This is a genomic window from Actinomadura alba (genome assembly GCF_014323705.1).
Classification (GTDB): Bacteria; Actinomycetota; Actinomycetes; order Streptosporangiales; family Streptosporangiaceae; genus Actinomadura_C; species Actinomadura_C alba.
The window spans coordinates 84,881-98,098 of sequence record NZ_JABVEC010000024.1; the positions used below are offsets into that span (position 1 = coordinate 84,881).

The window sequence follows — 13,218 nt, forward strand, 5'->3', positions numbered from 1 at the left end:
AATTGCTCAGGCGCCGCGAAAGCCGCCCGCCCAGAAGAGCACGAAGCAGCCGGGGACGTGCGCGGATCCGCTCTGGCGGGCGCTCTCGCGGAACCGGCCGGGGGTCATTCCGGTCTGTTGCTTGAAGCGGGTGCAGAACGTGCCGAGGCTGGTGAAGCCCACCAGCATGCAGATCTCGGTGACGGTGAGGTTGGCCGAGCGCAGCATGTCCTGGGCGCGCTCGATCCGCCGGCGGCTGAGGTACTGCCCCGGGGTCTCGCCGTACACCTCGCGGAAGCGTCGTACGAAGTGGTACGTGGAGTAGCCGGCGCGGGCGGCGACGGTCGCGACGTCCAGCGGCTCGGCCCAGTCCCGGTCCATCGTGTCCTTGGCGATGCGCATGCGCCGCAGGAGTGCGGGGTCGGGCGGCCGGGTGCCCTCCCGGGCGACGGGCGGTGCCGGCGGGTGGGTCTTCATGGTCGCGATCCTGCCATCGATGCCGTGCCCACGGCGTCCCCTTCACCAGGGGGCGGGCCCTCCCCGGTCGAGGAGGGCCCGGTGCCGGGTCGTGCGTCGATCAGGCCATGGGCCTGGCCGTCGGCGGGATCGGATACGGCAGGCCGGTGTGGCCGGTGAGCCACTTGTCGAGGCCCGCGGCGGCCGCGCGGCCTTCGGCGATGGCCCAGACGATCAGGGACTGGCCGCGGCCCATGTCGCCGGCGACGAAGACTCCGTCGAGTGAGGTCTTGTACGTCTTGTCGCGCTGCACGTTGCCTCGGCCGTCCAGGTCGACCCCGAGCTGTTCGAGCAGGCCGGCCTTCTCTGGCCCGAGGAAGCCCATGGCGAGGGTGACGAGTTCCGCCGGGATCTCCCGCTCGGTGCCGGGGATCGGCTTGAAGCCGCTCGCGGGACCCTCGACCTCGATCATGCGGAGCGCCTTGACGTTGCCGTCGTCGTCGCCGACGAACTCCTGGGTGGAGAACGCGTAGACGCGCTCGCCGCCCTTGTCGGCGAGTTCCTCGTGGGCGCTCTCGATCTTGAAGAGCATGGGGTAGGTGGGCCACGGCTGGGAGTCGGGGCGGGCCTCCGGCGGCCGCGGCATGATCTCGAGCTGGGTGACGGAGGCGGCGCCCTGGCGGAGGGCGGTGCCGATGCAGTCGGCGCCGGTGTCGCCACCACCGATCACCACGACGTGCTTGCCCGCCGCGGTGATCGCGGGCTGGTCCTGGTCGCCCTCCTGAACCCGGTTGGACTCGGGGAGGTACTCCATGGCCTGGTGGATGCCGCGCAGTTCCCGGCCGGGTACGGGCAGGTCGCGCCATGCGGTGGCACCGCCGGCGAGCAGCACGGCGTCGTGGGTGCGCCGCAGCTCGTCGGCGGTGATGTCGACGCCGATGTTGACCGAGGTCTTGAACTCGGTGCCCTCGGCGCGCATCTGGGCGATGCGCCGCTCGATGTGGCGCTTCTCCATCTTGAACTCGGGGATGCCGTAGCGGAGCAGTCCGCCGATGCGGTCGGCCCTCTCGTACACGACGACGTCGTGACCGGCGCGGGTGAGCTGCTGGGCGGCGGCGAGCCCGGCCGGTCCGGAGCCGACGACCGCGACCCGCCGGCCGGTCTTGACCGCGGGCGGCTGGGGGCGGACCCAGCCCTCGGCCCAGGCGCGGTCGATGATCTCGACTTCGATCCGCTTGATGGTGACGGGGTCGGAGTTGATGCCGAGGACGCAGGCGGTCTCGCACGGGGCGGGGCACAGCCTGCCGGTGAACTCGGGGAAGTTGTTCGTGGCGTGCAGGCGCTCGATGGCCTGCCGCCAGTCGTACCGGTGGACGAGGTCGTTCCACTCGGGGATGAGGTTGCCGAGCGGGCAGCCCTGGTGGCAGAACGGGATGCCGCAGTCCATGCAGCGGCTCGCCTGCCGTTCGAGCGCCGGCCGGGCGAAGTCCTCGTAGACCTCGTGCCAGTCACGGATCCGGACGTCGACCGGGCGGCGGCTCGGCAGCTCGCGCGGGTGGGTCATGAACCCCTTCGGGTCGGCCATGTATCAGTCCCCCTTTCAGCCGTGTACCGCGGTCATGACCGCGTCATCGACGTCTCGTCCCTCTGCCTCGGCCTTCGCGCGGGCCTCGAGCACGCGCTTGTAGTCGCGTGGCATGACCTTCCCGAACCGGTCGACCGAGGCGTCCCAGTGGGCGAGGAGCTTTTCGGCGATCGCGGATCCGGTCTCGTCGAGGTGCCGCTGGACGATCTCGCGTAGGAAGCCGCGGTCGTCGTCGGAGAGCGGGTCGAGGTCGACCATCTCCGGGTTGACCCGCTCCGGCGCGAGGTCGAGGACGTAGGCGATGCCTCCGGACATGCCGGCCGCGAAGTTGCGCCCGGTCGCGCCGAGGATGACTGCTCGGCCTCCGGTCATGTACTCGCAGCCGTGGTCGCCGACGCCCTCGACGACGGCGGTCGCCCCGGAGTTGCGGACGCAGAACCGCTCCCCCGCGATGCCGCGCAGGAACAGCTGGCCGGAGGTCGCCCCGTAGAGGGCGACGTTGCCGGCGGCGATCTGCTCCTCGGCGACGAACGGGGCGTCCGGGTGCGGACGCACGGTGAGGCGGCCGCCGGACAGTCCCTTGCCGAGGTAGTCGTTGGCGTCGCCGATCAGCCGGAGGGTGACGCCGCGCGGGACGAAGGCACCGAACGAGTTGCCGGCCGAGCCGGTGAAGGTGACGTCGACGGTGTCGTCCGGCAGGCCGTCGCCGCCCCACTTCTTGGTGACCTCGTGGCCGAGCATGGTGCCGACCGTCCGGTTCACGTTGCGGATCGGGATGTCCAGCCGGACCGGGTCGCCGTAGGCGATGGCGCCTTCGGCGAGCTGGATGAGGGTGTTGTCGAGCGCCTTCTCCAGTCCGTGGTCCTGGGCGGTGGTGCGGCGCAACGGGGTGCCCTCGGGCAGCTCCGGCCGGTGCAGGATCGGTGCGAGGTCGAGCCCGCCGGCCTTCCAGTGGTCGACGGCGTCGCGCGGGTCGATCAGCTGGACCTGCCCGATCGCCTCGTCGAGGGAGCGGAAGCCGAGGGCGGCGAGGTGTTCCCGTACCTCCTCGGCGATGAACTCGAAGAAGTTGACGACGAACTCGGGCTTGCCGGTGAACCGCTTGCGCAGCTCGGGGTTCTGCGTGGCCACGCCGACGGGGCAGGTGTCGAGGTGGCAGACCCGCATCATGACGCAGCCGGAGACCACCAGCGGCGCGGTCGCGAAGCCGTACTCCTCGGCGCCGAGGAGCGCGGCGATGATCACGTCGCGGCCGGTCTTCATCTGGCCGTCGGTCTGTACGACGATCCGGTCGCGCAGCCCGTTGAGCAGCAGGGTCTGCTGGGTCTCGGCCAGGCCGAGCTCCCACGGCGCGCCCGCGTGCTTGATCGAGGTGAGCGGTGAGGCGCCGGTGCCGCCGTCGTGGCCGCTGATCAGGACGACGTCGGCGTGCGCCTTGGACACGCCGGCCGCGACCGTGCCGACCCCGACCTCGGCGACGAGCTTGACGTGCACGCGCGCCGACGGGTTGGAGTTCTTGAGGTCGTGGATGAGCTGGGCGAGGTCCTCGATCGAGTAGATGTCGTGGTGCGGCGGCGGGGAGATCAGGCCGACCCCGGGGGTGGAGTGCCGGGTCTTGGCGATCCAGGGGTAGACCTTGTGGCCGGGCAGCTGGCCGCCCTCGCCGGGCTTGGCGCCCTGCGCCATCTTGATCTGCAGGTCGTCGGCGTTGCTGAGGTACTCCGAGGTGACGCCGAAGCGGCCGGAGGCGACCTGCTTCACCGCGGAACGACGCAGGTCGCCGTTGCCGTCGGGGATGAACCGCTCGGGGTCCTCGCCGCCCTCGCCGGTGTTGGACTTGCCGCCGAGGCGGTTCATCGCGATGGCGAGGTTCTCGTGCGCCTCGGCCGAGATGGACCCGTACGACATGGCGCCGGTGGAGAACCGCTTGACGATCTCGGAGACCGGCTCGACCTCGTCGAGCGGGACCGGTGGCCGGACGCCCTCGCGCAGCTTGAACAGGCCGCGGAGCGTCATGAGCTTCTCGGCCTGGGAGTCCACCAGTGCGGTGTACTCCTTGAAGATCTCGTACCGACGGGTGCGGGTGGCGTGCTGCAGCTTGAACACCGTGTCGGGGTTGAACAGGTGCGGCTCGCCCTCCCGGCGCCACTGGTACTCGCCGCCGACCTCGAGGGTGCGGTGCGCGACCTCGTTGCCGCGGGGCGGGTAGGCACGGTGGTGGCGCTCGGCGGCCTCGCGAGCGATGACGTCGAAGCCGACCCCGCCGAGGCGGGAGGTGGTGCCCGTGAAGCACCGGTCGATGACCTCGGGGCCGAGGCCGATGGCCTCGAAGATCTGCGCTCCGGTGTAGGAGGCGACCGTGGACACCCCCATCTTGGACATGACCTTGAGCACGCCCTTGCCGTAGGCCTTGACCAGGTTGCGGGTGGCCTGCTCGGCCTCGATGCCGGTGATCACGCCGGCCTTGACCAGGTCCTCGACCGTCTCGATGGCGAGGTAGGGGTTGATCGCGGATGCGCCGTAGCCGATGAGCAGGGCCATGTGGTGGCACTCGCGGGCCTCGGCGGTCTCGAGGACCAGGCCGACCTGGGTGCGGGTCTTCTCCCGGATCAGGTGGTGGTGCACCGCTCCGGTGAACATCAGCGCGGGTATCGCCGCCCGGGTGGAGTCCGAGCCCCGGTCGGAGAGCACGATGATGCGCGCTCCCCCGCGGATGGCGCCGGACACCTCGTCGCAGATCTCGGCGAGGCGCTCTTGGAGGGCCTCGCCGCCGCCGTTGACGTCGTACAGCCCGTGCACGACGTGGGCCTCCAGGCCGGGGAGGGTGTCCTCGTCGTTGATGTGGACGATCTTGGCGAGCTCGTCGTTGTCCAGGATCGGGGTGGGCAGCACCAGCCGCCGGCAGGAGTCGGGGCCCGGGTCGAGCAGGTTGCTCTCGGGGCCGAGGGTGGACTGCAGCGAGGTGACGAGCTCCTCGCGGATGGCGTCCAGCGGCGGGTTGGTGACCTGGGCGAACAGCTGCTTGAAGTAGTCGAACAGCAGCCTCGGGCGGTCGGACAGGGCCGCGAGCGGGGTGTCGGTTCCCATGGATCCGATCGGCTCGGCGCCGGTGCGGGCCATGGGCGCCAGCAGGATCCGCAGCTCCTCCTGGGTGTAGCCGAAGGCCTGCTGCCGCTTGACGAGGGTCTCGTGGCTGGGGTGTTCGAGCTCGCGGGCGGGCAGTTCCCCGAACCGTACGAGGCCGTCGCGCAGCCAGTCGGCGTAGGGGTGCTCGGCGGCGAGTTCGGCCTTGATCTCGTCGTCTTCGATGATGCGGCCGGCCTCGGTGTCGACCAGGAAGATCCGGCCGGGCTGCAGGCGGCCCTTGCGGACGACCGTGGCCGGGTCGATGTCGAGCACGCCGGCCTCGCTGGCGAGGACGACGAAGCCGTCCTCGGTCACCCAGAAGCGGCCGGGGCGCAGGCCGTTGCGGTCGAGAACCGCGCCGACGACGGTGCCGTCGGTGAAGGTCACGCTCGCGGGGCCGTCCCACGCCTCCATGAGGGTGGAGTGGAACTCATAGAAGGCCCGGCGGGCCGGATCCATCTCGGTGTGGTTCTCCCAGGCCTCCGGGATCATCATGAGCACCGAGTGGGCCAGGGAACGGCCGCCGAGGTGCAGCAGCTCCAGGCACTCGTCGAACGAGGCGGTGTCGCTCGCCTCGATGTCGATCACCGGGTAGATCCGGGACAGGTCGCCGGGGATCACGTCGGAGGCCAGCAGCGCCTCACGCGCGCGCATCCAGTTCCGGTTGCCCTTGACCGTGTTGATCTCACCGTTGTGGGCGATGAACCGGTACGGGTGGGCGAGTTCCCAGGCCGGGAAGGTGTTGGTCGAGAACCGCGAGTGCACCAGCGCGATCGCGCTGGTGAACCGCCGGTCGGACAGGTCTGGGAAGAACGGCTCCAGCTGGGGGGTCGTCAGCATGCCCTTGTAGACGATGGTGCGGCTGGACAGGCTGGGGAAGTAGACGCCGGTGTCCTGCTCGACGCGCTCGCGCATGCAGAACACCAGCCGGTCCAGCTCCAGGGCGGTGCGCCCGTCGTCGGCCGCCAGGAAGAGCTGGGCGAAGTGCGGCATGACCCGGCGGGCGGTCGGCCCGCAGAACTGCGGGTCGTAGGGCATCTCGCGCCAGCCGAGGATCGTCAGGCCCTCGTCGGCGGCCACCTCGGTGATCTTCCGTACGGTGGCGGCGCGCTCGGCGGCGTCGGCGGGCAGGAACGCGATGCCCGCGGCGTAGGCGCCTGGGGCGGGTAGCACGAAGTCGACGACCTCGCGGAAGAACGCGTCCGGAATCTGGGTCAGGATGCCCGCGCCGTCGCCGTCGTCGGGTTCGGCGCCCTTGGCACCGCGATGATCCAGATTGCGTAGGACGGTCAGAGCCTTCTCGACGATGTCGTGGCTCTTGCGTCCGGTGAGATCGGCCACCATGCCGACGCCGCAGGCGTCGTGCTCGTTGGCCGGGTCATAGAGCCCCTGGGGTTCTGGCAGCCCAGGAGTGAGGGCGGCAGCCGTCATCAACCCTCCCGTCGTCGTCATGTCACTGCTGTTAAGTCAGTGCAGTCGGGGACGGCGTTGGCCCTGCCTGCGGTGTAACGAGGTTACATCACCGTCGGGATCATCCCCGAATCGCCGTGATCGCGAAACTTCTCCTGGTCACGCCGTCCGTGCGGATGATCCCTGAGGAAGCGCAACGCCCGCACGGCACCGTTCGACGGAGCCTTTCGGGCGTTGCATAAGGGGTGGATCCTCCATGTATGTACCCAGTACCCACGATGAGATACCACAGGGCTACAAGAAACCGCCAAATCGGGGCAATGCGTTTTCAAGGATCTCTGCTGGCCGCACCGTAGCGGCACGGCGGCGACCCGCCGGGGCCCCTCGGCGGCCACCGGCCGGGTGCCTCGGTACCGTTACCGGCCGCCGGGTCAGCGGGCCCTGGTCACCCGGGAGAACAGGAAGTTCTTGGCGGCCCGCTCCACCGCCGAGCGCGGGGCAATGGCGTCCAGGCTCGAGGAGGAGTCGTTCGTGCCATCGGTGTAGCCGACCCAGGACACGACCACCAGGTGACCGTACGCACCGGCGTCGGCCCCGGAGTAGCCGGTGCCGAACCGCTCCACCGGGGACGGCTGTCCGGACAGCGGGACGAGAAAGCCCTTTCCGGTCGCGGGGTCGAGATCCTTGATGAACTGGTCGGCACTGGTCACGTCACGCAGGTTGAACACCGCGACGTGCCCCACGACCCGCCTGCTGGAGTCGGTGTAGACGCCTCGCACGGCCTGAGTGCAGCCATGGCTCCGCAGCGCGGACCTGAGCGCCTCACCCCAGACCGCCTGCGCGCAGTCGGTGTCGAGCCGGCCGCCGTTGCCGAGCACTGTGTAGAGGTTCTTGCGGCTGTCCTCGACACTGCTGGAGTCCCTGCTGCCGAAGACCTCCTCGGCACTGAGCGGGGCACTGTCGTTCGAGCGGTCGTTGAGGGGATCCCACAGGCTCCACGAGGGGTCGCCGTCATACTCGTTCGGCTTCAGCTCGGCGCCCGCGACCGGTGCGCCGCTCGTGGACGTCCGGACGGTCGGGGACGGCTCCGGGTCCCCGCCGCGCACCGCGACGAGCACGACCGCCAGAACGACGACGATCATGAAAGCGCCGCCCGCCACCAAGCCGATGATCAAACCGGTGTTGGACCCACCGGACGGCGGCGGCCCGTAGGGCGGGCCGGGCGGCATGCCAGGTCCCCCGGGCATCATCTGCCGGTGCTGCCAGCCAGGGCCGCCGGGAGGAGGCACCGGTCCCTGCGGCACCCCTCCCCAGCCTCCGGGCGGCGGGCCGGCCGGCGGCTGCTGGGACGGGTCATGGGGATACGGATAGCTCACCTGAACGCATTCCTTTCGTACGACCCTTCGACGCGGCCGACCCCCATGGCCGTTCCACGCTCATCGTCGCAGCCGATCACTCGTACCTCGTTCCCGGCCGTCCCCCGGTCCCGGACGCTCCACGTCCCGCCGCCCGGACCACGGTCGGTCACCGCGGCCGCACGGCCCGGGCGAGGACGGCCTTGGAGTCGCCGGACTGGACGAGGAGGGACAGCAGAGCCTCATCTTGTGCATCGCCCTTGCCGTCGAGACGTTGCACCCAGCCGACGACCGCGTAGTGACCCATCGCCAGACCTCGGGCCATGCTGAACCCCTGCCCGAAGTCGCCGAGCGGCTTCACGAAGCCGCCTCCGCCGCTCTGGCCGAGAACCGTGACCAGGCGATTCGCGTCCTCGGCCCCGGCCATGTTGAAGATCGCGACGGTCATGCCGTGGCCACCGCCGGAGTAGGCCCCCCGGGCCGCCTGGGTGCAGCCGCCCTCGCGGAGCGCTTCGCCCACCGTCACGCCCCACACCGCCTCGGCGCAGTCGGCGTCGAGGCGCTGGTCTCGCAGGGTCAGCTTGCCTTTGCCGGCCGGCCCGGCCAGGGACCGGGAGCGCGCCGGGAACACCTCCTCGCCGGTGAGCGGGGCGGCATCGGCCGTACGCCGGTCGATCGCGCCGAACGCGGCCGTGGACGGCGCGGACGAGTACGTGGAGGGAACGACGCCGTCCTCGTCGGGGCGGCCCACAGTCGACCGCGGGGCGGAGCGTTCGCCGCCGTCGAGCCCGACCACCACCACTGCGGCGACCAGCCCGACCACCAGGAGCGCCGCCGCGCCGAAGAACATCACCGGCGCCGCGCCGGGCCGGCGAGATCCGGCGGCGGCGCCGGGGGCGCGGGGCGGCCTCCGGCGCGGGCGGCCGGGCATCGCCCCGGCGGTGCGGGCTGCGTCGCGCGAGCCGGCCACGGGCCGCGATCCGCCCGGGCGGACGCGCTTCGCGCCGGTACCCGTGCCCTTCCTGCCGGTGCGCTCCCTGGGGACACGCTCCCGGGAACCGCCGTCCTGGCGGGACCCGTCCGGACGTGCCCGCTCCTGGCGGGCCCGTTCCTGCCGGATCCGCTCCTGACGGGCCCGTTCTTGGCGGGCCCGCTCTTGCCGGGCCTTGTCCTGCCGGGATCCCCGTGCGGCCGGCGCGGACCTGCGACCGCCGTGGGAGGGGTTCGGGTCTCTGCTCACCTCGGCGCGAGCGACCTTCCCGGGGTTCGGGCCAGCGTCCGGACAGGCGCCCGGTCCAGGTGGACCTGCGAAGCGGAACCGTCCATGCGGTCTCCTCAGCCGCCGGCCAGGATGAGGCGCTGCCAGACGAAGTCGTCGGCGCCTTCGATGGCGACGCTGGCGTCGAGCAGCTCGTTCATCGAGTCCGGCCGGGCGCCCCCGTTGCGCTGCACCCAGCTGAGGACCACGTAGTGCCCGAAGGGCTGACCGTAGGCGGCGCTGAAGCCCGTCCCGAACTTGGACACGCCCGGCGCGTTGAGCGGCAGCACGAACCCGGCGTTGGTCTGCGGGTCGAGATCACGGACGATCTGGTCCGCGCCCTCCAGCCGGTCGAGGTTGATGGCGATGAACTGGCCGACGTGCTTCTTGTCGGTGGACAGGTACGCGCCCCGCACGATCTGGGTGCATCCGTACTTGCGCAGGTCGGCCTGGAGGCGCTGACCCCAGGTCACCGAACCGCAGTCGTTGGAGAGCTGGGAGGCGGCGAGGTTGAAGGTGTACTTGCCGTGCGAGACGCTCTTGACCTCGTTGGTGAAGATCTCGCCCTCGTTCAGCGGCCGCCGGTCCGCGCTGCGCAGGTTGAGCTTCGCCGTGCCCGCGCTCGCGGCGGTACCGACCCACACGGTGGGCGGCGCGCCCGGCCCGTTCCCGGTGGCCGCTCCCCCCTTGTCGTCGTCGCCCGAGCCGAGGACCATGACGACCACGACGCCGATCACCACAATGACCAGTACCGCGGCAATCCCCATCAGCAGCTTGGGGGACACGGGCCTCGATCGTTCCTCGGGCCAGAAGTCGTCGTCCCCTCCGGCCTGCCGTGTCTTCATGGGCGAACTCGTATCGCTCACGATTCCTCCGCTTCGCTCCGCCCACTCGGCGGGTCCGCCTTCGCCGATGCCGCACGGACGTCGCGCCGTGACTGCGACGCGAGCGGCCGCTTGCGCGGACGTCGCTCGCCGTTCGTGAGCTTAGCGGTCCCCTGGGGAACGCCGCGGGCAAACACCCGATTCCTCCGGTTTTGTCGCACGTTAAGGGTCAGAGTCCGCTGGTCCCGATGAGGGAGCCGACGGCAAAAGTGATCAGAGCGGCCACCCCGCCGAAGGCGAACTGGCGCAGGCCGCCGAACCACCAGGACCGTGCGGTGATCTTGGACACGACCGCACCGGCCAGGAACAGCCCCGCCGCGGCGATGAGCGCGGCCGGCCACAGGCTCTGCGCGCCGAGCAGGTACGGGAGCACGGGCAGGAACGCGCCCACGGCGAACGAGAGGAACGAGGAGCCGGCCGCCAGCAGCGGCGACGGCAGATCGTCCGGTGACACGCCGAGCTCGGCCTCGGCGTGGACCCTCAGCGCCTCCTCAGGATCGCGGGACAGCTGGCGGGCCACCTCTGCGGCCAGCTCCGGCTCCAGCCCTCGAGCCTCATAGAGGCGGGCCAGCTCGGCCTGCTCGGCCCGCGGGTGACGGGCGAGCTCACTCCGCTCGACCTCGATCTCGGCCTCGGCGAGCTCGGCCTGCGAGGCCACCGAGATGTACTCCCCCGCCGCCATGGAGAATGCACCGGCCGCCAGGCCGGCCAGACCCGCGAGCACCACGACCTCCTGGTCGGCCCGGCCGCCCGCGACGCCCGCGATGAGCGCGAAGTTGGAGACCAGCCCGTCCATCGCGCCGAACACGGCCGGCCGTAGCCAGCCTCCCGTGACGTCCCTGTGCTCGTGATGGATCTCTGTGTCGGAGGCCGTCGCGCTCACGACGGTTCCTTGTCGGCCGCCTCCTCGGCCGAGGGCCCGGCCGTCTTCGAGCGGTCGCCCGCCACGGCGGAATCGCCTTCGGCGGCGTCCTCCTGGGCGGGGGGCCGCGGCTCGTCCACGGCGGGAGTCCCGGACTCATCGCCGGGCTCCTCCGGGTCCCGGTCACCGTCCCCGCCCGCGGCCTCGTCCGCCGCCTGCTCGGTCGCCGCACCGGTCGTCTGGTCGGCCAGCTGCTCGGTCGCCGCGCCCGCCGTCTCGCCTCCCGGCGCCACCGGCTCATCGGCCGTGGCGCTCTCCGGCGCGCCGGGCACCGGGGCGTCAGGCGCGTCCGGGGGCGGGGTCTCGCGCTCGTCGGTGGCCACCGCGACCGGGCCGGCCTGCGGCGATCCGGACGCGGACTTCTCCACTTGGACGGCAGCGGGCGCCGCGACGGAACCGGCGGGCACGGGGTCGGCGGTGTCGGCGGTGGACGAGGCGGTCTCGACGCCCGCCGCCGCGACGGTGACGGCCTCCTCACCACCCGCACGGCCACGGGCCTGCCAGAGGTAGGCCACCGCGCCGATGAAGACGATCAGAGCCGTCCAGTTGTTGAGCCGCATTCCCAGGAGGTGGTGGGCGTCGTCGATGCGCAGGGATTCGATCCAGAACCGCCCCACGGTGTAGGCGGCGACGTAGAGCGCGAACGTGCGGCCATGGGTGAGGCGGAACCGCCGGCCCGCCCAGATGACGAGGACGGCGACCCCGACGCACCACAGCGACTCGTAGAGGAATGTGGGGTGGTAGGTGGCGATGTCGGCGTACTTCGGATCCGCGGGCCGGTGCGCGGCGTCGATCTTCACCGCCCACCAGGTGTTGAGCGGCTTCCCGTACAGCTCCTGGTTCCACCAGTTGCCCCACCGGCCGATCGCCTGGGCCAGCGCGATGCCCGGGGCGACGGCGTCGCCGAAGGCGCCGAGCGAGATGCCCCGCCGCCGGCAGCCGATCCAGGCGCCCACGGCGCCCAGCGCGATGGCCCCCCAGATCCCGAGCCCCCCGTGCCAGATCTTCAGCACGTTGACGGGGTCCTGCCCGTCGCCGAAGTAACGCTCGTAGTCGGTGATCACGTGGTAGAGCCGGCCGCCCACGAGGCCGAAGGGCACGGTCCAGACCGCGACGTCGACCACGACGTTCGGTGTACCGCCACGAGCGGTCCAGCGCCGCTCACCCAGCCAGATCGCGACGACGATCCCGATAATGATCATGAGGGCGTAAGCCCGCAGGGGAAGGGGGCCGAGGTGCCAGACACCATCGGATGGGCTGGGGAGAGAGGCGAGCGGCTGCATGACGGTTGACGCTACCTTCCGGAAGGCCGCGCCCGCCGCGGGTCCTCACCGATCGAGGACCCGCGGCGCGGCGTACAAAGCGGACTCTAGTTGCTCTTGCTCGGTGTGGCACTCGGTGTGGCACTCGGGGCGGGCGCGGACGCGGCCGCCTGAATCGCCTTCTCCAGACCCGCCTGGGTGTAGGTCGCGTCGTCGCCGAGCTTCGTGCCGTTGAGATTCAGGGTGGGGGTGCCCTGCACACCGGCGGAACTCGCGTACTGGGTGGCCTGGTCGACCACGGAGTTCTTCTCGCCTTGGTTCACGCACTTCTCGAAGGCCGCGTCGTTGATGCCGGCCTCCTTACCCCAGCCGATCAGGTCCTTGTTGGAGAAGCCCTTGCTGCCCTCGGCCGGCTGGTTCTTGAAGATGAGGTCGTGAAGGGCGATCCACTTGTCCGCGGGGGCGCACTCGGCGGCGTTGGCCGCGCGCTGCGAGTTCGACTTCAGCGGCTCCTGCTGGAACAGCCGGAACGGCCGGTAGATGACCTTGACCTTGCCCTCGGCCGCCAGCCGCTTCGCGGTGTCGCCGTTGACGTCCTCGAAGTTCTTGCAGGCCGGGCACTGGAAGTCCTCGAAGACCTCGAGGACCGGGCCGGCGACCCCGGCCTTGGCCATCACGACCGAGCCGTCGGCCTGGCGGGACAGCGGTGCGAGGGGCCCCTGGTAGCCGTCCGTGTTGTCCCTGTTGGACTGGACGGCCACGAAGGCGACCACGACGACGGCGATCACCGCGATGGCACCCAAGGTGACCATGATCGCCCGGAGCCGCTTGTGCCGCTCGGCCTGCCGCTTGCGCTCCTCGGCGAGCCGGTCCCGGGCCGTACGCTCCCGCGCGGCCTTGCTCATCTCGTCTCCTTCGAATTCATCACTGCCCGTTCATGACCCGCGCGGCCCGGCGCACAGGTCCGCCGGTGCGTTACGG

Annotated in this window: 9 protein-coding genes; all 9 read right to left on the reverse strand. The window is 71.1% G+C overall.

Translation table 11 applies throughout. The features are described from left to right. Positions 1-6 precede the first annotated feature (6 nt). On the reverse strand, positions 7-456 hold the full coding sequence (locus HKK74_RS27375) for a helix-turn-helix transcriptional regulator (protein WP_222722788.1): 450 nt from the start codon (positions 454-456) through the stop codon (positions 7-9). A gap of 100 nt (positions 457-556) precedes the next feature. Beyond that, positions 557-2,020, reverse strand: a complete 1,464-nt coding sequence (locus tag HKK74_RS27380; protein ID WP_187246235.1) for a glutamate synthase subunit beta — start codon at positions 2,018-2,020, stop codon at positions 557-559. A 15-nt stretch (positions 2,021-2,035) separates the two neighbouring features. Continuing rightward, positions 2,036-6,598 carry a glutamate synthase large subunit gene (gene gltB, locus HKK74_RS27385; RefSeq protein WP_376771562.1) on the reverse strand — a complete coding sequence of 1,521 codons (4,563 nt, stop codon included), beginning with the start codon at positions 6,596-6,598 and terminating at the stop codon, positions 2,036-2,038. 389 nt (positions 6,599-6,987) lie between these two features. Next, complete coding sequence (locus tag HKK74_RS41050) at positions 6,988-7,932, reverse strand: hypothetical protein (RefSeq protein ID WP_187246236.1); 945 nt, start codon at positions 7,930-7,932, stop codon at positions 6,988-6,990. A 148-nt stretch (positions 7,933-8,080) separates the two neighbouring features. After that, positions 8,081-9,151 (reverse strand): hypothetical protein, encoded by a 1,071-nt coding sequence (locus HKK74_RS27395; protein WP_187246237.1) that lies wholly within the window; start codon positions 9,149-9,151, stop codon positions 8,081-8,083. 95 nt (positions 9,152-9,246) lie between these two features. After that, positions 9,247-10,014 (reverse strand): hypothetical protein, encoded by a 768-nt coding sequence (locus HKK74_RS27400; RefSeq protein WP_187246238.1) that lies wholly within the window; start codon positions 10,012-10,014, stop codon positions 9,247-9,249. Between the two features lie 208 nt (positions 10,015-10,222). Continuing rightward, complete coding sequence (locus tag HKK74_RS27405) at positions 10,223-10,936, reverse strand: VIT1/CCC1 transporter family protein (RefSeq protein ID WP_312881821.1); 714 nt, start codon at positions 10,934-10,936, stop codon at positions 10,223-10,225. After that, complete coding sequence (gene lgt, locus HKK74_RS27410) at positions 10,933-12,258, reverse strand: prolipoprotein diacylglyceryl transferase (RefSeq protein ID WP_187246239.1); 1,326 nt, start codon at positions 12,256-12,258, stop codon at positions 10,933-10,935. The genes HKK74_RS27405 and lgt overlap by 4 nt, the downstream gene beginning before the upstream one ends. 86 nt (positions 12,259-12,344) lie before the next feature. After that, complete coding sequence (locus tag HKK74_RS27415) at positions 12,345-13,142, reverse strand: DsbA family protein (protein ID WP_187246240.1); 798 nt, start codon at positions 13,140-13,142, stop codon at positions 12,345-12,347. Positions 13,143-13,218 lie beyond the last annotated feature (76 nt).

Coding starts and splice junctions, on each gene's coding strand:
- gltB (WP_376771562.1), bottom strand. CDS start 6,598: ATGACGACGACGGGAGGGTTGATGACGGCTGCCGCCCTCACTCCTGGG.
- HKK74_RS27380 (WP_187246235.1), bottom strand. CDS start 2,020: ATGGCCGACCCGAAGGGGTTCATGACCCACCCGCGCGAGCTGCCGAGC.
- HKK74_RS27400 (WP_187246238.1), bottom strand. CDS start 10,014: ATGAAGACACGGCAGGCCGGAGGGGACGACGACTTCTGGCCCGAGGAA.
- HKK74_RS27415 (WP_187246240.1), bottom strand. CDS start 13,142: ATGAGCAAGGCCGCGCGGGAGCGTACGGCCCGGGACCGGCTCGCCGAG.
- lgt (WP_187246239.1), bottom strand. CDS start 12,258: ATGCAGCCGCTCGCCTCTCTCCCCAGCCCATCCGATGGTGTCTGGCAC.
- HKK74_RS27375 (WP_222722788.1), bottom strand. CDS start 456: ATGAAGACCCACCCGCCGGCACCGCCCGTCGCCCGGGAGGGCACCCGG.